This is a genomic window from Embleya scabrispora DSM 41855 (assembly GCF_000372745.1).
Classification (GTDB): Bacteria; Actinomycetota; Actinomycetes; order Streptomycetales; family Streptomycetaceae; genus Embleya; species Embleya scabrispora.
Genome location: NZ_KB889651.1, coordinates 177,526 through 198,187 on the forward strand (window position 1 = coordinate 177,526; position 20,662 = coordinate 198,187).

The following is a 20,662-nucleotide window of genomic DNA, read 5'->3' on the forward strand; positions in this document are numbered from 1 at the left end:
CACCTCCTCGTTGCGAGCCGCCGGGCCGTGCCGCCGGCGGATCGTCGCTCAGTAGAGGCTCATCATCGCGCTTCGCACCTCGCGCAACGTCGCGTCGGCCACCGCGTTCGCCCGCTCGTTGCCCGCGTGCAGGATGCGCCGGACCTGGCCGAGGTCGCGCGCGTACTCGGCTCGACGCGCCCGGATCGGGGCCAGGAACTCGTTGACCGCCTCGGTGACGGTGCGCTTGAGCGCGGCGGCGCCCGCCGTACCGATCTCCTCCGCGACCCGGTGCGGGTCCCGGTCCTGACACAGCGCGGCCAGCAGGACCAGGCCCGAGACCTCCGGACGGGTCGTCGGGTCGTAGGTGATGTGCCGGTCGGCGTCGGTCTTGGCGCCCCGGATCAGCTTGGCCGTCTCGTCCGCCGTTGCCGCGAGGGCGATCGAGTTGCCTCGGCTCTTGCTCATCTTGGTGCCGTCGGTGCCGAGCAGCAGCGGCGCGGCCGACAGCAGCGCCTCGGGTTCGGGGAAGACGGGTCGTCCGCCCGCCGGGTAGCGGTCGTTGAATCGGCGGGCGATGGTGCGGGTGAGCTCCAGATGCGGCAACTGGTCCTGGCCGACCGGGACCAGATTGCCCTTGCAGAACAGGATGTCGGCCGCCTGGTGCGCGGGATAGGTGAACATCAACCCGCTGACGGCGGCCTGTCGCGAGTGCGCGATCTCGTCCTTGACGGTCGGATTGCGGCTCAACTCGGCGACCGAGACCAGGCTGAGAAACGGCAGCAACAACTGGTTGAGCGCCGGGATCGCGCTGTGCGTGAAGATTGTGGTCCGGTCCGGGTCGATCCCGACGGCCAGGTAGTCGAGCAGCAGGCCCTCGACGTACTCGACCAGGTGGTCCGCGACATCGCGATCGGTGAGCACCTGGTAGTCGGCGATGATCAGGTATTGCTCGACGCCGAGGTTCTGCAGGCGCACCCGGTTGTGCAGGGTGCCGAAGTAGTGGCCCAGGTGCAGGCGTCCTGTCGGGCGGTCTCCGGTGAGTACGCGAAAAGCCCCGGGTTCACGTCGAATCCGCTCTTCGAGCACCACACTTCGGGCCTGCGCGGCGCTCGTCCCGATCACATCCGTGACATCCATCGAGTCCGCCGAGGCGGCCGGTGTCGCGGGGATTGTGACAGTCGCGTCGGCCGCGCTGTTCGGTGTGCCGTTCATGATCTCTTCTCCTGGTCGACAGGTCGGTCGCCGTCCCGACGGCACCGCCCCGAACCAGGGCACAAAAAAGGGCCGTCCGTCCGAACGACCCATGCAAAAACGATGGTCGCCCCTAAGTGGAGCGCCACCAACTCGAACCCCCTGCACACAACATCCCCCCACCATACCGCCCCTCTCCCGACGACAGACCCGCCCGACCCGGTCGCGATGGGCGCGTGGTCGGGCGGGCTTCACTGCATCGTCGGGTCGACGGGCTTCGGAGTGGCGGCGGGCCCGAGGTGTTCGTGCTTGCCCGGGGCACGGTGGCGGCCGTCGACGTCGGATCCTGCCGGCCCGGAACGGGTTCGGCGGCACGACGGGCGAACTGATGGCCGCCGCGCAGCGCCCCGCGCCGGCCGTTGAGCGCTTGCGCACAATTACCGTGTTTCCCGACACGATCCCCCGAAATCCTGTTCACTTTGCGCCCCCGGCCACCCCCGACAGGCCCCTCATCTGCGGGGCTTCCGCCGAAAACGCCCCATCGGCCTTCCCTGGGGCGCTACCGTCGCCTATAAGGACCCGATGCCCACAGGCTCGATCCGTCCACGCTGCCGACCCCGGGTGGCGGGTCCGGAACACCCGCCAGGAAAGGCCCACCGCCGTGCCGCACCCACTGCTCGACGCCATCGACACCACGCAGGATCCGGCCGATTTCCTGCGCTCGATCGGAACCGTGCACACGACCTTCGGCGACCAGGATTCGGGTGCGGTCTCCTACGGTGTGCACGCCGAGGGCAACTGGTTCGTCAAGACCGGCCCCAACGCGGCGTCCGCGCTGTGCCTGCGCCGCGCGATCGAGTTGCACGCGCACGTCCGGCACCCGGCGATCGTGCCGGTGCTGCACTCGTTCACCGCCAACGGCATCCCCGTGACGGTGGGGCCGTGGCACGCGGGCGAGGTGCTGTATCACTCGACGGTCAAGCGCGCGGGCAAGCAATTGCGCACCGGCGCGGCCTCGCCGCTCGCCCGCTTTCGCGCGCTGCCGCTGGATGACGTGCACGCGGCACTGGACGCGATCCTCGACGCGCACCGCCTGATCGACGCGGCCGGCTACGTCGGGGTGGACTGGTACGACGGCTGCGTCCTCTACGACTTCGCCGCCCGCCGGGTGCACCTGATCGACCTGGACGAATACCGCAGCGCGCCGTTCGTGCTGGACACCGCCCGGCTGTCGGGGTCCACCCGCTACATGCCGCCCGAGCACAGCCGCCGCGGCGCGCTGGTCACCCGGGCGGGCACCGTGTTCCTGCTCGGCCGCACCCTGCGCCTGCTGCTGGACGCGGGCGACGAGGAGCGGGCCTGGCGCGGCACGCTGGCCCAACTCGCCGTGGTCGAGCGGGCGACCCGGCGCGACCCGGCCGAGCGCTATGCGAACGTCACCGAACTCTTCGACGCGTGGTGCGCGGTCGCGCCCGCGGGCCTGCTCTCCGGCAGCCGTCGGGTCTGACCCGCACAGCACACCGGGCGGCCGTACTCAGCGCCCCGACCCGCCGAACAGGTCGTCGCGGGCAGCGTCGAGCGCGGTCGGCACGGCACCGTCCAGGATCGCGTTGCCGGGCGCCGTGGCCGCCGGCACCCGCGTGCTCAGCGGCGACACCTCGGCGAGTCGGGCCTCGACCCGATCGGCCGGCGCCGCACCGCCGGCCCGCCCGGTCGCGCCGCCCAGCACCACGCGGCCGGGGTCGAGGATGACCGCCGGCGCGGCGATACCGACCACGACCCGGTCGGCGAGTTCGTCCGGCAGCGCCACCGCGCCGCCCGCGTCCCGCCCCGAACCGACCTGTTCGGCCGCCGCCCGCACACACTCCTCGGCGCTCCCGGCGAAGCCGTGCCGGGCGGCCGGTTCCTCGATCGCCAGACCCGAGACCAGGCCGTGGAAGCCGCCCGAGCCGTCACCGCGCGAGGGCAGCCGGCCGGTACCCGGGACCGGAAGGAAGCCCAGTTCACCGCTGCCACCGGAGGCTCCGCGCCGCAGTCGGCCATCCAGCATCACCCCCGCACCGATGCCCTGACCGAGCCAGGCCGGCACGAACGTGTCCAGGCCCCGGGCCGTGCCGAGGCGGTGTTCGGCGATGGCGGCGAGGTCGGACTCGTTCTCCGGCACGAGCCGGCCGCGCTCGCGGAGGGCGGCGACCAGGAGGGTGTGCGGCCGGGCAGGAAATCGGCCGCACCCAGATTGCCGGACACCGGATGATCAGGCCGGGCGCACCGATACCGAAGGTGTGCAGCGTGTCGGCGCCGGCCCGGGCCGCGGTGGCGTCCAGCACGTCGAGCACGTCGGCCAGGACCAGGGCCGAATCACGTCCCGGCGCCACGGTCAACGCGCCGGTCGCGGCGGTACGGCCGGTCGGAAGTCTTTCTTTCAGGAACCCTCCCTGATAATTTATCGCACCATGACGCAGACCTGCGCGTCCCACGACGCCACCGGCATGCCCGTCGCCCCACCGGCCCCCACACCACCGGCCCCCACACCGCCACGCCCGCCGGAGGCCCCGCCGACCTCTTCCGAGACCCCGCCCGTCGCGACGGCGCTACCGTCCACCGCCGGAGCCGCCGGAGCCGCCGGAGCCGCCGAAGCGGCCGAAGCGGCCGAAGCGGGCCGGGCCCGGATCGCGGCGAGCCTGATCTTCGCCGTGCACGGCGCGGTCGGCGGCGGCTTCGCGTCCCGGATGCCCTGGCTTCAGGAGCACCTCGACCTGAGCCCGGGTCAACTGGGCGTCGCCCTGGCCGCGCCCGCCGTCGGCGCCTCGCTGGCGATGCCACTGGCCGCGTCGCTGGTACACCGGCACGGCGGGCGGACCGCGCTGCGCTGCCTGATCGCGCTGTGGTGCGCGGTCCCGCTGCTGCCCCTGTCCGCCCCCGGACTGCCGTGGTTGTGCGCGGCGCTGCTGGTGTACGGCGTGGGTGCGGGCATGTCCGACGTGGCGATGAACACCCAGGGGCTCGTGGTCGAACAGCGGGTCGGCCGTTCGACGTTGCCGCTGCTGCACGGGATGTGGAGCGCCGGCGCGCTGGTCGGCGCGGGCCTGGGCGCGGCCGCCGCGTTCGCCGGACTCGATGCCCGCGTACACCTGGCCGGGCTTGCCGTGCTGCTCGCCGCGGTGGGCTGGATCGCCGGCCGCAACCTGCTCGACGCGCGCCCCGCGGCCGGCGCCAAGGCCCCGCCGCGCTTCACACTGCCGTCCCGGAAGGTACTCGCGATCGGCGCGGTCGGCTTCTGCGCGGTCTTCGCCGAGGGCGCCGGAGCGAACTGGAGCGCGGTACACCTCAGGGAGGTCGCGGGCGCCTCCCCCGGCGTCGCGGCGCTGGCCTTCACCGGCTTCGCCTGCACGATGACCGTCGCCCGGCTGCTCTCCGGCGCGATCGTGGACCGGTTCGGGGTGACCCGAACGGTTCAGGCGGGCGCGGTCCTGGCCACGATCGGCGCGACCCTGGTCGCCACCGCGCACTCCCCGCTGCCTGCCGCCTCGGGCTTCGCACTGCTCGGCGTGGGGGTGTCCGCCGTCCTGCCGCTCACCTTCGCCGCGGCCGGACGTACCGGCGAGGACCCGAGTCAGTCCATCGCCGGGGTGGCCACCGTCACCTACACGTCCGGCCTGATCGCACCCGCCATCGTCGGCGGCATCGCCGATCGGGCGTCGCTGGGCACGTCGTTCGCCGTCGTCGCCGTGCTCGCCGCGATCCTGATCCCGGCGGCTCGGCTGCTCAATCCCTCGTCCGTCCCGCGCGGCACGGACGCCGAGGCCGCCCCCGGCATCGGTGGCATCGACGCACGGTCGGCTCCGGTCGCCATCTCACCCTCGGGTGCGGTGTCCGCCACCTCGCCGCTGCCGAAGGAGGACCGATGACGCCCGGACACAGCACCCGGCCGAGGGCACGGCAGCGCGTTCCGCGGCCGGCCACACCGCCTCGAACGCACCGGAGAAGGCGACGAAAGCCCCGAGCCGGGGCGGTATCGGGATCACCGACGCCGACCCGGCCGAGCGAGCCACCGTTCGGCGCGGCGGCGGGCTCGGCGACCGGCGGATCGGCGGTCGCCGATTCGGCGACCGCCCGGCGGATTTCCCGGCCGCCGCCCCGGTCAGTTCAGGATCTTGACCATTTCCGCGGCCAGCGGGGCGGCCGAGGCCGGGTTCTGGCCGGTGTAGAGGTTGCGGTCGACGACCACGTTGGGCACCCACGGAGCGCCCTCCCGGAAGTCGACACCCAGGGCGACCAGACGGTCCTGGAGCAGCCATACGGCCTTGTCCGCCAAGCCGGCCTGAGTCTCCTCGGCGTTGGTGAACGCGGTCAGCCGGTAGCCGGCGAACGGCGAGGTGCCGTCGGCGCGCTCGGTGGCGAGCAGCGCGGCCGGCCCGTGGCAGACCACGCCCAGCGGCTTGCCCGAGTCGAGCACCGCGGTGAGCAGCGCGCCCGAGGTGGCGTTCACCGCGAGGTCCTCCATCGGCGCGTGGCCGCCGGGGTAGAAGACCGCGGCGTACTCGGCCGGGTCGACGTCGGCCAGGTCGATCGGCGAGCGCAGCGCGCTGAACCGCTCCAGCGCGGAGGCGACCGCGGCCACCCCGTCCGGGCCGCCGTTCACCTCGGGCGCCAGGCTCGCCCGGTCGACGGTCGGCGTCACGCCGCCGGGTGTGGCGACCACGATCTCGTGGCCGGCCACGGTGAACGCCTCGAACGGGGCGACGACTTCCTCGGCCCAGAAGCCGGTCGGGTGCCGGGTGCCGTCGGCCAGCGTCCAGTAGTCGGAGCCGCTGAGCACGAACAGGATCTTCGCCATGGGTTTCTCCATTCGGTACCGGGAGCGGGGTGCGCTCCGGCGCCATCTGATCGCTTCGCCGGGTCGTGATCGTCGGGTCGTCGGACGTCGCGGGCGGGTCGTGCGGGGTCGACCGGTCGCGGTTCGATCGTCGCCTCCGGCCGTCACGGCAGTGATCGCGGCCGGTCGACGCCGCCCGCGGTCGCGCCGTCGAACTCGAACGTAGATCGCCCACCCATCGGGATCCAAACAGGCTTGCCACCATGAGCCATGAAGATTCCGATGGGTCACGGGGACGGGACACCGGGGCGGGTCGATACCGGACTCGGCCATGCGCGGGCCGCTGGATCCGACCCTGCTGCGCACGTTCCTGGCGGTGCATCGCGCCGGTTCCTTCACCGGCGCCGCACGCGTGCCGGGCCTGTCCCAGCCCACGGTGACCACCCGGATCCGCGCGCTGGAGCGCCGGCTGGGCCGGGCCCTGTTCGAACGGTTGCCCCGGGGCGTGGCCGCCACACCGATCGCGGACGACCTGGCGATTCGGGTCGCGGAGCCGCTGGACGCGCCGGCCGAGGTGGCCGATGGGGATCGGTTCGGCGTCGACAGCCCGGCGGAGCCGGTGCACCCGGCCGGGTCCCGCCGAGGTCCTGTGCCTGCGTGCGCTGCCCGCGCCGGCGCCGCTGATCGAGCGCGGAGTACTGCTGCGGATCACCACCGGGCTCACCGACGACCTGCTCGACGGACTGCGTGCGGGCCGGTACGACCTGGTCCTGGCCACGACCCGACCGCGCGGGCGCACGCCGGCCGCCGTCCCGCTGATGGACGAGGAATTCGTGCTGGTCGCGGCGCCGCGGTGGGCCGAGCGCATCGGCCCGGGCCGGGTCGCCGTCGAGGGTCCGGCAGCGCTGCGCGGCGTACCGCTGGTCAGCTACGCGGAGGACCTGCCGATCGCCCGCCGCTACTGGCGACACGTGTTCGGCACCCGGCTCACCGAACGGGCCGCCGTCACCGTCCCGGATCTGCGCGGTGTGCCGGCCGCGGTGGTCGCCGGCACGGGACTGACCGTGCTGCCGCGCTATCTGTGCGCGGCCGAACTCGCGTCCGGCGCGCTCGTACCGCTGCTCACTCCCGACGATCCGCCGATCAACACCGGCTACCTGGTCCGCCGCGCGGGCACGGCGGACCACCCGCATCCGACCCTGGTCCACGATCACCTGGTCCGGGCGGCCCGCACCTGGTGAGCGGCGGTCGGATCGCCGTCCGCCGGGCCGGGTCCACCCGTCCGATCACATCGCCGGCGCCCGCCGCGCCCATCCGGCACCGGCGGGTCACGCCCGGGCCGCGTCTCCGGGTCAGGAGCCCTCGACCGCCGTGGTGAGCTCGGCCAGCAGATCCGGCCCACTCCACTGCCGGGCCTGCCCGGCCGGCGCGGCCTCCGCCTCGCGGATCAGTGCGATCATGCGCGCGTTCGCCGGCGCGGTCAGTCCGTTGCGTTCGGCGATCGCGAGTATCTCGCCCTGCACGCTGTCGACCTCGGTACGCCGACCCCGTTGCAGGTCCTCCCACATCGAGGAGCGGGCCTTCGCGTCGATCCGCAGCGCGGAACCGGCCAGCCGACGAAACAGCGGATCGGGCAGTCCCAGCAACTGCCGGTTGCGCGCGGCGGACCCGGGGCCGAGCTTGGCGGGCCGGATGCCCTCGGCCCGGAACGCGATGAGCGCCTCGCCCTGGCACAGCGCCAGGCACGCGCGGTAGTCGCGCTGCCCGAGCTGATCGCGCAGCGGCAGGCCGGACAGCGCGTTGATCGCGTTGTTCAGGTTCATCAGCAGCTTCGCGTGCTGCACCTCGGGCATGTCCTCGCGGACCTGCACCGAGATGCCGGCCTCGGCCAGCACGTCCACGAGCGGGATCGCCCGCGGATTGGCGTCGATCATCAGCACGCCCGACGTGCCCTGATGAAATACCGCGGGCTCGGTCCGCAGCACGTTGTACGGGACCATGCCGGCCAGCACGGTATGCCCGGGCAGCGCGGCCCGCAGCACGGCCGGGTTGCGCACACCGTTTTGCAGGCTGACCACGATCGCGGCCGGGCTGAGGCGACCGGCCAGTTGCCGGCCGGCCTCGGCGGTGGCCGCGGACTTGACGGTGACCAGTACGAAGTCGGCGCCGGCCACCGCGTCCGGCGTCTCGGCCAGGGTCAGCCGCTCCGGTTCTACCACCGTCGCGGGACGGCCCGCGCCGGTGACGGTCAACCCGTCCGCGAGCGCGTCCAGGACGGCCGGGCGGCCGATCAGGGTGATGTCGGCGAACGCGGCGAGCCGGCCACCGAGCTGGCAGCCGACGCTGCCGGCACCAAAGATCGCGATCCGGGGTCGGGGTCGCGAACGTGGAGCGGGTTGGGACATGTACGGCCTCCGCCTACGGATGGAAGAGCCAGGGAATCAATCCGCAAGCGTACGTCGCTCGACCCGCACCCGCGTTCGACGCATCCGGTGCCGGGCGCCGGGCATGCGAGCCGCCGGGCTCCGCACGGACATCGCTCCCACCCGCCCCGATGCACGCACGATCGTTTGACCCTGCCGTTGGCGACAGGGTTGAACGATCGCGGCATGAACCTCGATGACACCACCTCCCGGGCACCCCGCGTCGTGCTGATCACCGGTGCGGGCACCGGCATCGGCCGGGCCGCCGCGCACGCCTTCGCCGCCGAGGGCGCGCACGTGATCGCCGTCGGGCGCCGCGCCGAACCGCTCGCCGAGACCGCGGCGGGCCACCACCGGATCACCCCGCTCACCGCCGACATCACCGCCGACGGCGCGGCCGAGCACATCGTCCGCACCGTCACCGACACGCACGGTCGACTCGACGTCCTCGTCAACAACGCGGGCATCGTCGGCACCGGCAACCTGAGCACCTACACCCGGGAGACGATCGACCCGCTGCTCGCCACCAACCTGATCGCCCCGGTCCTGCTCACCAGGTCCGCGCTGCCGCTCCTGGAGGCCGCCGGCGGGGTGATCGTCAACATCACCACCTCCGTCGGCCGGCGCGCCTGGCCGGGCAACTCGCTCTACGCGGCGACCAAGACCGCCCTCGAACTGCTCACCCGGAGCTGGGCCGTCGAGCTCGCCCCGCGCGGGGTCCGAGTCGTCGCGGTCGCCCCCGGCGCGATCACCACGCCGATCGCCGAGCACCAGGGCTGGACCCCCGAACAGCGCGCCGCCATCCGCGCCTGGCAGCTCGCGCACACGCCGATGGGCCGGATCGGCGCTCCCGAGGAGGTCGCCTGGGCGATCACGACGCTCACCGCTCCCGGTGCCTCCTTCGTCACCGGCGTGGTCCTCCCGGTCGACGGCGGCGCGGTCGTGGCGTAGGCCGTCTCGGTGCCCCCGACGGGCCACGCGCCCGGCGCGGGCGACTTGCCGCCGGGGCGGCTCCGGGCCCGGTTCGATCGGGGGCACCGGTCGAGTCCTGTGCTCGTGATAGGAGTGGTGGGATCACCACGGCGGGATCGTGGTGGGGATCGGAGGCGTCCGGATGCGGATCGGTGAACTGGCGAAGGCGACCGGTGCCACGCCACGTGCGCTGCGCCACTACGAGCAGGCGGGGCTGATCGAATCGGCCCGGTCGGCGAACGGCTATCGGGTCTACGACGAGGCTGCCGTGGCCCGGGTCCGCTCGATCCGCGACCTGCTCGGCGTCGGGCTCACCCTCGACGACGTGCGCGCCTTCCTCCCGTGCCTGGACGCGGGCGTCGACGTCGCCGCGCGGCCCCCGTCCGCCTCGGCCGTGCGGATCGCCCTGGACCGGTTGGCCGTCCTGGACGCCCGGATCGCCGCCCAGACCGAGGCTCGGAACAACCTGGCGACGGCGCTGCGCCGAGCCGGCGTGCAGCGCATCCGCCCGGTGGCCTGACCCGGCCGCCCGGGCCGGCCACGGCCTGCGGCGCCCGGCCGGCACGCGTACCCGGGTGAAGGGTCGGCGCCGGACGAGCGCAGCCGTACCGGCGACGACCGGGCGGTCGCCGGGCGGTGCGTCCGAGGTCCCGCGGCGGTGCGTGCGGCGGCCGGCGACGAACGCGCCTTTCGATCGCGCGGAGCGGCACGGTGTCGGACGCACCGTCGGCCGCGCGGGTCGCGCCGAACCCGCTCCGCGCCGACCCGGGTGCGCGTCGACGCGGATCAGGCCCGGTCGGGAGTCGACCTGGTCCGCTGGGTCAGCACGATGCAGCCGAGTACGCCGAGTGCGGCGATCGGCATTGCGGGCGACAACGTCTCGCCCAGGATCAGCACCGCCCACACCAGGGTCAACAGCGGTTGGCCCAGTTGCAGTTGGCTCGCCGCCGGTACGCCGATCGCGGCCATCCCCCGGTACCACACGACGAAGCCGAGGAATTGCGAAATGGCCGCCAGGTAGAGCAGGCCGCCCACGCCTCGGGCATCGAGGTGGACCGGCTCGGTGGCCAGTCCCAGTATCGAGATCAGCGCGGTGGCCGGCGCGGCGAGCACCACGCCCCAGGCGATCACCTGCCATCCGGGCATGTGCCGGGCCAGTCGGCCCCCCTCGGCGTAGCCGGCCGCGCACAATCCCAGCGCGCCGAACAGGTAGACGTCCGCGAGGCCGACCCCGCCGCTGCTCTGTTGCACGGCGAACGCGAACACCACCACCGCGCCCGCGACCGCCGCCGCCCAGAAGGACCGACTCGGCCGTTCACCGGTACGCAGCACCGAGCAGACCGTGGTGGCCAGGGGCAGCAGACCGATCACCACCGCCGAGTGCGCCGTCGAGGAGGTCTGTAGAGCGAGCGTGGTGAGCAGCGGGAAGCCGAGTACGCAGCCCACCGCGATCACGGCCGACCCGAGCCGGTCCGCTCGCGCGGGCAGCGGCGCCCGGGCGACCAATAGTGCCGCCCCGGCGAACAGCGCCGCGAGCAGCCCGCGCAGCCCGGTGACCGTCCAGGGGCCGAATCCGTCCAGGGCCCATACGGTCGCCGGGAAGCTGAGCGAGAAGGTCACGATCGCAAGTGCGGCGAGCGCGGTACCGCCGACCGCTATCGGCGCGGGTCGAATAGCGCTATCTTGTACTGTCATGAACAAGAGTAGCGGTGCCGTCGATCTGGTCGCCATCCTGCGCCAGGAGCTGAACCGCTACTCGTCGGGCGAGAAGCTGCCGTCCAGTCGCTCACTGGTGGACCGGCATCGGGTCAGCCCGGTGACGGTGTCCCGCGCCATCGCCACGCTCGCTGCCGAAGGGCTGGTGGTCACCCGCCCCGGGGCCGGCGTCTACCGCGCCGCGCCGAGCCGCCCGGTCGCGCCGACCGGCGACACCTCGTGGCAGGAGGTCGCGCTCAGCGCCGAACCGGGCCTGCCGCCGCAGCGCAGCCCGGACGCGACCGGGGTGTTGTCCTCACTCGCGGTGGCCCCGCCCGAGGTGGTCGACCTCAACAGCGGCTACCTGCACGCGTCCCTGCAACCCGAACGCGCGCTCGCCGCCGCCCTCTCGCGCGCGGGCCGCCGTCCCGGCGCGTGGGAGCGCCCGCCGCTGGAGGGCCTGCCGGAGTTGCGCGCGTGGTTCGCCCGCGACATCGGCGGCACGGTCTCCACGTCGAATGTGCTGATCACCGCCGGCGGTCAGAACGCCCTGACCACGGCGCTGCGTTCGCTGGTCGCACCGGGCTCGCCGGTGCTGGTCGAATCGCCGACCTACCCCGGCGTACTGGCCGTCGCGCAGGCCGCCGGGCTGCGTCCGGTGCCGGTGCCGATGGATGGCGACGGCGTTCGTACCGACCTGCTCGCCGACGCGTTCGCGGCCACCCGGGCCCGGGCGTTCGTGTGCCAGCCGGTGTTCCAGAACCCGACCGGCACGGTGCTCTGCGTCGATCGACGCGCCGAGGTGCTGCGGATCGCGCACGAGGCGGGCGCGTTCGTGATCGAGGACGACTTCTCCCGCCGCCTGGTGCACGCGGACGCGCCTCCCCTGCCCGCGCCGCTGGCCGCCGATGACCCGAACGGCGTGGTGGTGCACATCCGTTCGCTGACCAAGACCACCTCGCCCAGCCTGCGCGTGGCCGCGCTCACCGCCCACGGCCCGGCCTTCGCGCGGCTGCGCGCCGTCCAGACGGTGGACAGCTTCTTCGTCCCGCGCCCCCTCCAGGAAACCGCCCTGCAACTGGTCGGCGCGCCGGCCTGGCCGCAGCACCTGCGGGCGCTGAGCGCGGGGCTGCGCGATCGGCGCCGAGTGCTGGCCGGCGCGCTGGAGCGGCTGCTGCCGGAACTTCTCCCGGACCGACTGCCGTACGGCGGCTACCACTTCTGGCTGCGGCTGCCCGACGGGCAGGACGTCGCGGCACTGACCTCGGCCGCGCTGCACGCCGGTGTCGCGGTGACACCGGGCCCGGCGTACTTCACCGCGGAGCCGCCGGCTCCCTACCTGCGCGTCGGGTACGCCTACGCCGAGGGCCCGGAGCGGCTGATCGAGGGCGTCGAGCGGTTGCGCCGGGCATTCACCGGGCAGGGTTGATCCCGGTCGCCGGGCCGCGGCAATCGGCGACCGGCCGCGGCCGTCCGCCCGAGTGCCCACCCGACCGGCCACCGGATCGACGGATCGACGGATCGTCACGAACCGCCGCCGTAGGAACGGGTGATGACCTCCATGTTGTGCCCATCGGGATCGGCGAAGAACATGCCCCGGCCGCCGTCCCAAGTGTTCACCCGGCCCGCGACCCGGCGGCCGGGGTCCGCGTAGATCGTCACGCCGGCGGTGCGCAGCCGGTCGAGGATCACGTCGAACTCGTCCTCCTCGACCCGGAACGCGTAGTGATGGGGCCGCACCTGCTCGGCCGGGCCGTCCATGAAGTCGAGGGTCACCCCGTTCGCGGTGCCGATCGGCAGAAAGGGGCCGTACGGCGCGCCGACGGGCAGGCCCAGAATGTCCGCCAGGAACGTCGCGGACCGCGACTTGTCGGTGGCGAGGACGATGGTGTGGTCGAGGTGGATCGGCATGTCGGCTCCCGGGTGTGAGGGGGCGCCGTGCTCGCGGCGCTCCGGCCGACTCGATGGTGGACCGGCCGACCGGCGGCCGGCAGAGACCCGGATATCCAGGGATCGGCGGTCCCAGGCTGAACACTCCGCTCCTCGGCGGCACACCACCGTGGCAACGTTCGAGGCACCGCCGGAACCGGGCCCGACGCATCGGGTCCGGCCGGGCGAACTCCCGTCCAGTCGCCTCGGAAGGCTTCGCCATGCCCGCCTCCGCTCGCACGACCGATACCGGCGTCGGCACCGGCGGCCCCCGCCCGGGCCTGCCTCGCCCCGGTGCCGCCCTCGCCCTGCCGGCCGTGTTCCTGATCGTCGAGGGGCGCGACCCCGACGCGCTGATGCCGCTGCGGCTGCTGCGGAGCCGTGATCTGGGCACCGGGATGACGGTGGCGTTCCTGTTCATGGCCACGCTCGGCACGTTGCCGTACTTCCTCACCGTCTACTTCCAGGGTGTGCACGGGTACAGCGCGCTGCGCACCGGCTTCGCCTTCCTGGTCCCGATGGGCGGCGGGCTGCTCGGCTCCCTGCTCGGGGGCCGGTCGGCGACCCGGTTCGGGGTACGGTCCACGCTGCTCGTCAGCCTCACGGTGAGCGCGATCGGCGTGGTCGCGACCGGTCTGGGCATGTCGGCGGGCGCCTCCTATCTCGACCTGGTGCCGGGTCTGGTGGTCTTCGGACTCGGTCAGGGCGTCGTCTACACCACGATGTTCGCCGCCGCCGCGACCGGCGTGCCGGGCCACGAGCAGGGCATCGCGTCCGGGATGGCGTCCACCGGCCGGCAGATCGGCGGTGCGATGGGGCTCGCGGTCCTGGTGGCGATCGCCAACTCGGGTACGGACGGCCGAACCGGCGAGGCCCTACGCGCGGCGATCGCACACGGCCTGCGCACCGCGGTGTTCGCCGCGGCGGTGGGTGCGGGGGTCGCGGTGCTCGTCGCGCTGAACTTTCGGCGAGCGGGTCGAGAGGCCGAGGACCCCGTCGCGCCGCGGAGCGTCACGCCTTGAGGATTCGGTCGGCCGGCACCTCGAAGATGATCTCCAGGCCGTCCTCCTCGTCCATCTGCTCGCCGACCTCGACGAAGTGGAAACCCCGGATGGTGGCGAGCGACGCCGCGTTGTGCGGAGCGATGGTGACCCGGACGGTCGCCACGTCGGGCTCGTGGGCCGCCCGCTCCAGCAGCGACTTCAGCATCGCCCGGGCATAGCCGCGCCGGCGCGCGCCGGGCACCACGGTGTAGCCGATCTCCACCATGCCGACCTCGTCCGGCGGTCCGTGGAACCCGGCGTAGCCCACCACCGCGCCGTCCGGCTCGGACACCGCGGCCCGGGCGACCCAGGGGGCGCTCTCGGGTTCGGCGGTCACCTGCTCGAAGCGCCGCCGCCACAGGCCGCGCGCCTGGTCGGAGACGAAGAACTCGGGCAGTTCCAGCCCGGTTTGGTAGCGCGCCTCGGCCAAATCACCGGCCAGCAGGGCAGTCAGGGGTCGACCGATCAGGTAGACCCAGCGCACCCGCTGCTCGGAAGCGGATCCGAGACCGGAAGCGGGTGAGGCGGACGGCGGGCGCGAGGAATCGTCGAGGTGTTCGGTCATCATCGGATCATCGGCGAGGACCGACCGGTCGTCCAGCGCATTTCCCGACGACCGAAGAGGTTCGTCGGATCGGCCCCACGGCGTGCGACGCACCGATCGGCGTGGCGACCGGGGGCGACCGGCAGGGCAGCCGGTGCCGTGGCGGGTCCCCGGAGGGCTGCCGATCTGCGAATTCACCCGGCCGACGGCGATTGTTGGCGGTACAGACGACCTGCATGGGTTTTCCACCCAATACCGTGCGCATGCCCCCAACCAGCCCGGCGCCGGAGAACCATCATGTGTCAGCAGCACGACGACGACTGCGATCAGCCGCCCGTCACACCCCTGTCCGCACCCGCGCGACGGGCGTTCCTGCGCTCCGCCGCGCTGGCCGGTGCCGGCGTCACCGTGGCGGGCGCGGTGGCGGCCTCGCCGGCCGCCGCCGCGGGTACCGAGGACGCCGCCGGCGCTGCGGCGGCCGACTCGACGGTGGACGCGCAACACCTGCCCGCGTGGCGTCCGGACGGCGACAGCCGTCGGTTCACGCTGGTCGTGATGCCGGACACGCAGTACATGTTCGACGAGCCGAGCATCACCACCGCCCCGATCGAGGCGTCGTTCCGGTACATCCTGGAGCACGCGCGCGACGACAACATCGTCTTCATGTCACACCTGGGCGATCTCACCCAGAACGGCCGCAAGGCCGAATTCGACGGGATCGGCCGGGCTTTCGAGCTGCTCGACCGCAAGGGCGTCGACTACAGCGTGCTGGCGGGCAACCACGACATCGATTCCAACACCGACGACCGGCGCGGGCGTTCGCCGTACCTGGACACGTTCGGGCCGCAACGGTTCCGCGGCAGGCGCTCCTTCGGCGGAGCGACCCCGGACGGCTACAACACCTACCACCTGTTCCGCGCCGCGGGCCGCGAGTGGCTGGTGCTCGCGCTGGACTGGCGGCCCTCGCCGGCCGGCATCGCGTGGGCGAAGAAGGTGATGGCCGACCACCCGCACACGCCGGTCATCCTGACCAGCCACGAACTCGTCTCCGCCGACCGACCGGGACAGGAGGCGGAGTTCTCCGACCACGGCAGGCAGTTGTGGAACGACCTGATCAAGGGCAACGACCAGATCTTCCTCACGCTCAACGGCCACTACTGGCCGGCCGGGCGCACCACGCAGAAGAACGACGCCGGTGGTGACGTGCACCTGCACATCACCAACTACCAGAACCGCTACTTCGGCGGCGCCGCGATGATCCGGCTCTACCACTTCGATCTCGACCGCAACACGATCGACGTCGAGACGCTCTCCCCGTGGATCCTCGGCCGCAGCAACCATGGTCTGAACGAACTCGAGCGCCGCGAGATGGAGTTGACCGGCCCGGAGGACTACTTCTCGGTACCGATCGACTTCGACCAGCGCTTCGCGCGTTTCGCCCCGATACCCCAGCGCCCGGCTCGCCCGGCCCAGCGCATGGTGGTGCCCGGCACGGTCGCCTACTGGCGCTTCGACGGCTCCCACCAGGACGGCGCGCCGATCCCCGGGGGCGGGCGCTTCCCCGACCTGTCCGGGCGCGGCAACGACCTCACCCTCGTACCGGCTCCGGGCGCTGCGGCCGGTTCGGTCAGCTGGTCCCACCAGTTCCACCCCGACCAGCCCGGACACGGCAGCATCCGGCTCGCCGGTGGCAAGTCGCCGCTGCGCGGCGGCCACTTGCAGACCGCCAACGGCGCTCCGCTGAACACCGCGACGTTCCGCTCCGGCTACACGGTCGAGGCGTTCTTCAAGCTGCCCGCCGACTGGGACGGGGGCCGGGACGCCTGGTCGGCGCTGCTCAGCCGCTGGGGCATGAGCGGCGAGGCGCGCAAGCCGCAGGGCGATCCGCAGGAGCCGGTCGTCACGTTGAGTCTGTCCGGTGGCCGCGAACTACAGTGGTGCGTCTACCCGTTGAACAGCGACGGCTCGTCGACCAACTGGGGCCACGAACTCCGGCTGGACACGTGGTGGCACGTCGCCGTGGTCAACGACTCCCGGCAGACCACGATGTACATCGACGGTTGCCCGGTGGTGCGCAACCCGACGGCCCGCTCGATCGGCCTGACCACGCTCAACCTGCCCTGGATGCTGGGTGGTTACGCGTACGACGGCAAGCTGGACCAGACCCTCAACGCCTGGGTCGGCGATGTCCGGATCGTGGATCGTGCGCTGCGGCCGGACGCGTTCATGATCGGCCGCTGAGGTACGCCCGCGGTGACCGGCGGTACCGGCGGTACCGGTGCCGCCGGGACCGCCGGGACCGCCGGGACCGCCGGGACCGCCGGCCATGCGGACGCACCGGTCCCGAGTCGATGTCGACTCGGGACCGGCCCGTCCGGCGTGGTCGGTGCGATCCGCCCGGCCCGTCCGGCTCACTCGGTGTGGTCGGTGCGGCCTTCCGGTCAGTGCACCGAGAGTCCGCCGTCGACGAAGATCGACTGGCCGGTCACGTAGGCCGAGCCGGCGCCCGCCAGGAACACCGCCGCCGCCTCGAAGTCCTCGGCCAGGCCGTTCCGGCCGACCATGGTGCGCGCGGCCAGCGAGGCGACCCTCTCCGGGTCGGAGGACAGTCGCGCGTTGAGCGGGGTCATCACGAACCCGGGCACGAGCGTGTTGGCGGTGACCCCGTACGGCGACCAGGCCTCGGCCTGGGACCGGGCCAGTGACTCCAATCCGCCCTTGGACACGCCGTAGGCGCCGCTCTGCACGAACGCGCGATGCGCCTGCTGCGACGAGACGTGGATGATCCGCCCGTAGCCGCGCTCGGCCATGCCGGGCCCGAAGCGCTGGCCCAGCAGGTAGGGCGCCTCCAGGTTCACCGCCATCGTGGTGTCCCAGACGTCGTCGCCGAGTTCGCTCATCGGCGGACGCAGGTTGATGCCCGCGGAGTTGACCAGGATGTCCGGCTCACCGAACGCCTCGACCGCCGCCTCGGCCGCAGTGCGCACTCCGGCGCGGCTGCCCAGGTCCGCGCTCACCCAGGCCGCCTTGCCGCCCTGGGCGGTCAACTCGGCGACGGTGGCGATCAGTTCCGATTCCCTCCGGGCCACGACCACCACGCTCGCCCCGGCCCGGGCGAAGGCTGCGGCGATGGCGCGGCCGATACCGGAACTTCCGCCGGTCACCAAGGCGACCCGGCCGTCCAGCGCGAACAGTTCGGAGAGGTATGCCTGTGAGCTCATGGCGGCAGCCTAATGCCGGAATCGATCTTGCCGCCGGGGCGGGTTCACGGCCGATCCCCCGCCCCGACCGCTGCCCTTCTCGGCCGTCCTCGTGCCGCCGATCAGACGTCCGCGCCCCTGTGTCGGGCCGGGAAGCCGTGGGCGCGGGCCGCGAGGACCACCGCGAGCACCGGGATCAGCAGGACCAGCACGCTCCACGGGAAGGAGCCGGCGCCGAGCAGGTCCAGCAGGATCGCACCGGCCACGCCGCCGCCGGCCATCGCCGCGTTCCACAGGGTGACGAGCATCGCCTGTGCGGCGTCCGCCTCGGCACCGCCCGCTTCGCCGACGGCGGTCTGCAGGAGCGTGGGCGCGCCACCCCAACCCAGTCCCCACAACACGATCGCGGCATAGACCGGAACGTGGCTGTCGGAGAACGCCGCGAGGATCGTGGCCGCCGCGGCGAACAGCAGCGTGGCCGCGATGGTCAGCTCACGCAGCCGTCGGTGGATCGCGGCGCCCACGACCCAGATACTCAGCAGCGACGCACCGCCGAAGACCAACAGCACCACGTCGGTGGAGCCGCCCATGTCCAGCCGGTCCAGGTAGGTGGCGATGTAGGTGTAGAGGACGGTGTGCGCCAGCACGAACACCAGGGTGACGAACAGGACCGGCGCCACGCCCGGGATGGCCAGGGTGCGCAGTAGGGGAGTTCGCTCGTCCGGGCGCTGTCCGGGCTGGTCCGGCACGATCGCGACGATCCAGGCGATCAGGACCAGCGCGAGCACGGTCATCGCCCAGAAGGAGACTCGCCAGCCGAACCGGTCGCCGAGGAAGGTCCCGGCGGGCACTCCCAGCGACAGCGCGATCGGAATCCCCGCCATCACGATCGCGATCGCCTTGCCCTGCAGGTGCGCGGGCACCATGCGGCGGGCGTATCCGGCCAGCAGCGCCCAGGCCACGCCCGCGGCCACACCGGCGACGAAGCGGGCCACCATGGTCAGCGGGTAGTTGCCGGAGACGGCGGTGACCGTGTTGGCCGCCGCGAATCCGGCCATCGCGGTCAGCAGCAGTCGTTTGCGGCGCAGGCCGGCGGTGGCCACCGACAGCGGGATCGCGGTGAGCGCGGTACCGATCGCATAAATCGTCACCGACTGCCCCATCGCCGACTCGCCGACTCCCAGATCGGAGCTCATCGCGGGCAGGACGCCCGCCGGCAGGGTCTCGGTCAGGCTGGTCACGAAGACGGCCGTGGCCAGCGCCAACAGCGCCGCCATCGGCAGCTTCCGGTCGTCGATCGGCGTGGTGTGGGAGGGTGCCGGGGTCGTGCTTCGACTTCTCATGCCGCGTATGCTCGAACCATCACATTGATGTGAGGGTCAAGCGGCGAGACGTGAGGTGGATCACATGCGTATCGGCGAGCTGTCCGAACGCACCGGCACTCCACGCCGGTTGTTGCGCTACTACGAGGAGCAGGGCCTGATCATCGCGAACCGCTCCCCGAACGGCTACCGCGACTACGACGGATTCTGCGTCGACCGGGTCATGCAGATCCGGGGGCTCCTCGACGCCGGACTGCCGACCCGGATCATCAAACAGATCCTGCCCTGCCTCGACAAGCCCCGCATCATCCACTTCCCGGACGCGACACCGGAGATGCTGGCCACCCTGGAACAGGAACGCGACCGGATGACCGAACGGGTCAACTGCCTGATCCGCAACCGCGACGCGATCGCCGAATACCTGGACGCGGTACGGGGCGACGGCAGTCCCCCAAGCACCGACCACACCCTCGAACCGTCCGTCCCGACCTGATCCCGCCGGCGTGCGCGACCCGGGAGGTGAAGGATCCGGGCTCGGCCGAACAGGGCGCCGCCGACCCGTACACCTGGCTGCCGCCCGGGTGGTAGTCGGCCCGGGCAAATCGGTGGCATCCGGGCCCGACACAGGTCCAGGATGCGGGGCATGACGCATACCCTCCTGGCCTTTCTGGGCGCCTGCACGCTCATCGCGCTGAGCCCCGGGCCGAGTTCGGTCCTGATCATCCGACACTCGTTGCGGTCCCGTCGCTCCGGCTTCCTGGCGGTGCTCGGCAACGAGACCGGGGTCTTCATCTGGGGACTCGCCGCGGCCTTCGGGCTGACCGGCCTGCTGGCCGCGTCCCAACTCGCGTACGACATCATGCGCATCGTCGGCGCCGTGGTCCTGATCGGCTTCGGCATCCAGGCCATCCGCTCGGCCCGGCGCGACGGCCTGACCGGATTCGCCACGGCCGAGGCCGACGGCGAGGCGAACGCCAAGCCCGAACCCGGCAGCGGCCGGCGCGCCTACCGCGCCGCGCTGACCCTGAACCTGGCCAACCCGAAGGCCGCCGTCTTCGCGATGTCCTTCCTCCCCCAGTTCGTCCCGCACGGCGCGCCGCAACTGCCCACGATGGTCGCGCTGGCCGCCATCTGGGCGGTGTACGAGATCGGCTACTACAGCCTGTACGTCTGGTTCGTCGGCCGGATGCGCACGCTGCTGAGCCGCGCCAAGGTCCGCCGCCGGTTGGAACAGACGTCCGGCGGAATCATGGTGGCGCTGGGCATCCGGATGGCCGCAGAGTCGTAATCCGCCCCGCCGCACCCGGCAACGAGCCGAGGCGGTGGGTGGGTGGGTCGGCTGCGATAGGCGATCAGACTCCCCCGAGTCGCCAGCTCAACTCCCCCAAGTCGCCAAGCTCAACTCCGCCCCGGCGCGTCAGCGCCCCCGACCCACCCCCACCCAAGTGATCGACGCGCGAAGCGCGGAGAGCGGCGGAGCCGCCAGTTTGGACTTCGTGGCCCGGAGCGAAGCGGAGGGACACGAAGTCCCGAGCGAGGGGCCGC

General features: G+C 72.7%; 18 protein-coding genes and 1 pseudogene. 10 read left to right on the plus strand and 9 right to left on the minus strand.

What is annotated here, in order from left to right; genetic code table 11:
• Positions 1–48: 48 nt before the first annotated feature.
• On the minus strand, positions 49–1,194 hold the full coding sequence (trpS, locus tag A3IC_RS0116225; protein WP_020551103.1) for a tryptophan--tRNA ligase: 1,146 nt from the start codon (positions 1,192–1,194) through the stop codon (positions 49–51).
• 640 nt (positions 1,195–1,834) lie between these two features.
• Between trpS and A3IC_RS54770 the strand changes: the two genes are divergently transcribed.
• Positions 1,835–2,680, plus strand: a complete 846-nt coding sequence (locus tag A3IC_RS54770; RefSeq protein ID WP_020551104.1) for a serine/threonine-protein kinase — start codon at positions 1,835–1,837, stop codon at positions 2,678–2,680.
• Between the two features lie 27 nt (positions 2,681–2,707).
• On the opposite strand, the gene A3IC_RS54775 is transcribed toward A3IC_RS54770, so the two are convergent.
• On the minus strand, positions 2,708–3,337 hold the full coding sequence (locus A3IC_RS54775) for an ROK family protein (RefSeq protein WP_020551105.1): 630 nt from the start codon (positions 3,335–3,337) through the stop codon (positions 2,708–2,710).
• Positions 3,338–3,626: 289 nt separating this feature from the next.
• On the opposite strand from A3IC_RS54775, the gene A3IC_RS54780 reads away from it, so the two are divergent.
• The gene (locus A3IC_RS54780) at positions 3,627–5,081 is read left to right on the plus strand and encodes an MFS transporter (RefSeq protein ID WP_063744840.1); all 1,455 of its coding nucleotides are present in this window, start codon (positions 3,627–3,629) and stop codon (positions 5,079–5,081) included.
• A gap of 233 nt (positions 5,082–5,314) precedes the next feature.
• On the opposite strand, the gene A3IC_RS0116245 is transcribed toward A3IC_RS54780, so the two are convergent.
• Positions 5,315–6,010 (minus strand): type 1 glutamine amidotransferase domain-containing protein, encoded by a 696-nt coding sequence (locus tag A3IC_RS0116245; protein WP_020551107.1) that lies wholly within the window; start codon positions 6,008–6,010, stop codon positions 5,315–5,317.
• A gap of 310 nt (positions 6,011–6,320) precedes the next feature.
• Between A3IC_RS0116245 and A3IC_RS54785 the strand changes: the two are divergent.
• Positions 6,321–7,230, plus strand: a pseudogene (locus A3IC_RS54785) (LysR family transcriptional regulator).
• A gap of 111 nt (positions 7,231–7,341) precedes the next feature.
• Here A3IC_RS54785 and A3IC_RS0116255 read toward each other — a convergent pair.
• On the minus strand, positions 7,342–8,394 hold the full coding sequence (locus tag A3IC_RS0116255) for a 2-dehydropantoate 2-reductase (RefSeq protein WP_020551108.1): 1,053 nt from the start codon (positions 8,392–8,394) through the stop codon (positions 7,342–7,344).
• Positions 8,395–8,598: 204 nt separating this feature from the next.
• Here A3IC_RS0116255 and A3IC_RS0116260 point away from each other — a divergent pair, with 204 nt between their 5' ends.
• Positions 8,599–9,363 carry an SDR family NAD(P)-dependent oxidoreductase gene (locus A3IC_RS0116260; RefSeq protein WP_026218331.1) on the plus strand — a complete coding sequence of 255 codons (765 nt, stop codon included), beginning with the start codon at positions 8,599–8,601 and terminating at the stop codon, positions 9,361–9,363.
• A gap of 163 nt (positions 9,364–9,526) precedes the next feature.
• Positions 9,527–9,904, plus strand: coding sequence for a MerR family transcriptional regulator (locus A3IC_RS0116265; protein ID WP_020551110.1), 378 nt, complete (start codon positions 9,527–9,529; stop codon positions 9,902–9,904).
• A gap of 266 nt (positions 9,905–10,170) precedes the next feature.
• Here the strand turns inward: A3IC_RS0116265 and A3IC_RS0116270 are convergent, their stop codons facing one another.
• Positions 10,171–11,079, minus strand: coding sequence for a DMT family transporter (locus A3IC_RS0116270; RefSeq protein WP_079026471.1), 909 nt, complete (start codon positions 11,077–11,079; stop codon positions 10,171–10,173).
• Between A3IC_RS0116270 and A3IC_RS0116275 the strand changes: the two genes are divergently transcribed.
• The gene (locus A3IC_RS0116275) at positions 11,078–12,508 is read left to right on the plus strand and encodes an aminotransferase-like domain-containing protein (protein ID WP_020551112.1); all 1,431 of its coding nucleotides are present in this window, start codon (positions 11,078–11,080) and stop codon (positions 12,506–12,508) included. The genes A3IC_RS0116270 and A3IC_RS0116275 overlap by 2 nt on opposite strands.
• Positions 12,509–12,603: 95 nt before the next feature.
• Here the strand turns inward: A3IC_RS0116275 and A3IC_RS0116280 are convergent, their stop codons facing one another.
• A complete protein-coding gene (locus A3IC_RS0116280; RefSeq protein WP_020551113.1) occupies positions 12,604–12,990 on the minus strand; it encodes a VOC family protein in 387 nt (128 codons plus the stop codon).
• 239 nt (positions 12,991–13,229) lie between these two features.
• Here A3IC_RS0116280 and A3IC_RS54790 point away from each other — a divergent pair, with 239 nt between their 5' ends.
• Positions 13,230–14,030, plus strand: coding sequence for an MFS transporter (locus A3IC_RS54790; protein ID WP_020551114.1), 801 nt, complete (start codon positions 13,230–13,232; stop codon positions 14,028–14,030).
• Here A3IC_RS54790 and A3IC_RS54795 read toward each other — a convergent pair.
• On the minus strand, positions 14,020–14,616 hold the full coding sequence (locus A3IC_RS54795) for a GNAT family N-acetyltransferase (RefSeq protein ID WP_079026475.1): 597 nt from the start codon (positions 14,614–14,616) through the stop codon (positions 14,020–14,022). The two genes, A3IC_RS54790 and A3IC_RS54795, sit on opposite strands and share 11 nt — an antisense overlap.
• A gap of 276 nt (positions 14,617–14,892) precedes the next feature.
• Between A3IC_RS54795 and A3IC_RS0116295 the strand changes: the two genes are divergently transcribed.
• The gene (locus tag A3IC_RS0116295; RefSeq protein ID WP_020551116.1) at positions 14,893–16,836 is read left to right on the plus strand and encodes a LamG-like jellyroll fold domain-containing protein; all 1,944 of its coding nucleotides are present in this window, start codon (positions 14,893–14,895) and stop codon (positions 16,834–16,836) included.
• A 200-nt stretch (positions 16,837–17,036) separates the two neighbouring features.
• Here A3IC_RS0116295 and A3IC_RS0116300 read toward each other — a convergent pair whose 3' ends face one another.
• Complete coding sequence (locus A3IC_RS0116300; RefSeq protein WP_020551117.1) at positions 17,037–17,816, minus strand: SDR family NAD(P)-dependent oxidoreductase; 780 nt, start codon at positions 17,814–17,816, stop codon at positions 17,037–17,039.
• 101 nt (positions 17,817–17,917) lie between these two features.
• A complete protein-coding gene (locus tag A3IC_RS0116305) occupies positions 17,918–19,138 on the minus strand; it encodes an MFS transporter (RefSeq protein WP_020551118.1) in 1,221 nt (406 codons plus the stop codon).
• A 64-nt stretch (positions 19,139–19,202) separates the two neighbouring features.
• Here A3IC_RS0116305 and A3IC_RS54800 point away from each other — a divergent pair, with 64 nt between their 5' ends.
• Together A3IC_RS54800 and A3IC_RS0116315 are read left to right on the plus strand one after the other, a co-directional pair.
• The gene (locus A3IC_RS54800; protein WP_040876690.1) at positions 19,203–19,610 is read left to right on the plus strand and encodes a MerR family transcriptional regulator; all 408 of its coding nucleotides are present in this window, start codon (positions 19,203–19,205) and stop codon (positions 19,608–19,610) included.
• 150 nt (positions 19,611–19,760) lie between these two features.
• Positions 19,761–20,405, plus strand: a complete 645-nt coding sequence (locus A3IC_RS0116315) for a LysE family translocator (RefSeq protein WP_026218333.1) — start codon at positions 19,761–19,763, stop codon at positions 20,403–20,405.
• Positions 20,406–20,662 lie beyond the last annotated feature (257 nt).

What these genes read in the sequence shown, in the direction of transcription:
- trpS (WP_020551103.1), bottom strand. Translation starts at nt 1,194, where the DNA reads ATGAACGGCACACCGAACAGCGCGGCCGACGCGACTGTCACAATCCCC.
- A3IC_RS54780 (WP_063744840.1), top strand. Translation starts at nt 3,627, where the DNA reads ATGACGCAGACCTGCGCGTCCCACGACGCCACCGGCATGCCCGTCGCC.
- A3IC_RS0116245 (WP_020551107.1), bottom strand. Translation starts at nt 6,010, where the DNA reads ATGGCGAAGATCCTGTTCGTGCTCAGCGGCTCCGACTACTGGACGCTG.
- A3IC_RS0116255 (WP_020551108.1), bottom strand. Translation starts at nt 8,394, where the DNA reads ATGTCCCAACCCGCTCCACGTTCGCGACCCCGACCCCGGATCGCGATC.
- A3IC_RS0116260 (WP_026218331.1), top strand. Translation starts at nt 8,599, where the DNA reads ATGAACCTCGATGACACCACCTCCCGGGCACCCCGCGTCGTGCTGATC.
- A3IC_RS0116265 (WP_020551110.1), top strand. Translation starts at nt 9,527, where the DNA reads ATGCGGATCGGTGAACTGGCGAAGGCGACCGGTGCCACGCCACGTGCG.
- A3IC_RS0116275 (WP_020551112.1), top strand. Translation starts at nt 11,078, where the DNA reads ATGAACAAGAGTAGCGGTGCCGTCGATCTGGTCGCCATCCTGCGCCAG.
- A3IC_RS0116270 (WP_079026471.1), bottom strand. Translation starts at nt 11,079, where the DNA reads ATGACAGTACAAGATAGCGCTATTCGACCCGCGCCGATAGCGGTCGGC.
- A3IC_RS0116280 (WP_020551113.1), bottom strand. Translation starts at nt 12,990, where the DNA reads ATGCCGATCCACCTCGACCACACCATCGTCCTCGCCACCGACAAGTCG.
- A3IC_RS54790 (WP_020551114.1), top strand. Translation starts at nt 13,230, where the DNA reads ATGCCCGCCTCCGCTCGCACGACCGATACCGGCGTCGGCACCGGCGGC.
- A3IC_RS54795 (WP_079026475.1), bottom strand. Translation starts at nt 14,616, where the DNA reads ATGACCGAACACCTCGACGATTCCTCGCGCCCGCCGTCCGCCTCACCC.
- A3IC_RS0116295 (WP_020551116.1), top strand. Translation starts at nt 14,893, where the DNA reads ATGTGTCAGCAGCACGACGACGACTGCGATCAGCCGCCCGTCACACCC.
- A3IC_RS0116300 (WP_020551117.1), bottom strand. Translation starts at nt 17,816, where the DNA reads ATGAGCTCACAGGCATACCTCTCCGAACTGTTCGCGCTGGACGGCCGG.
- A3IC_RS0116305 (WP_020551118.1), bottom strand. Translation starts at nt 19,138, where the DNA reads ATGAGAAGTCGAAGCACGACCCCGGCACCCTCCCACACCACGCCGATC.
- A3IC_RS54800 (WP_040876690.1), top strand. Translation starts at nt 19,203, where the DNA reads ATGCGTATCGGCGAGCTGTCCGAACGCACCGGCACTCCACGCCGGTTG.
- A3IC_RS0116315 (WP_026218333.1), top strand. Translation starts at nt 19,761, where the DNA reads ATGACGCATACCCTCCTGGCCTTTCTGGGCGCCTGCACGCTCATCGCG.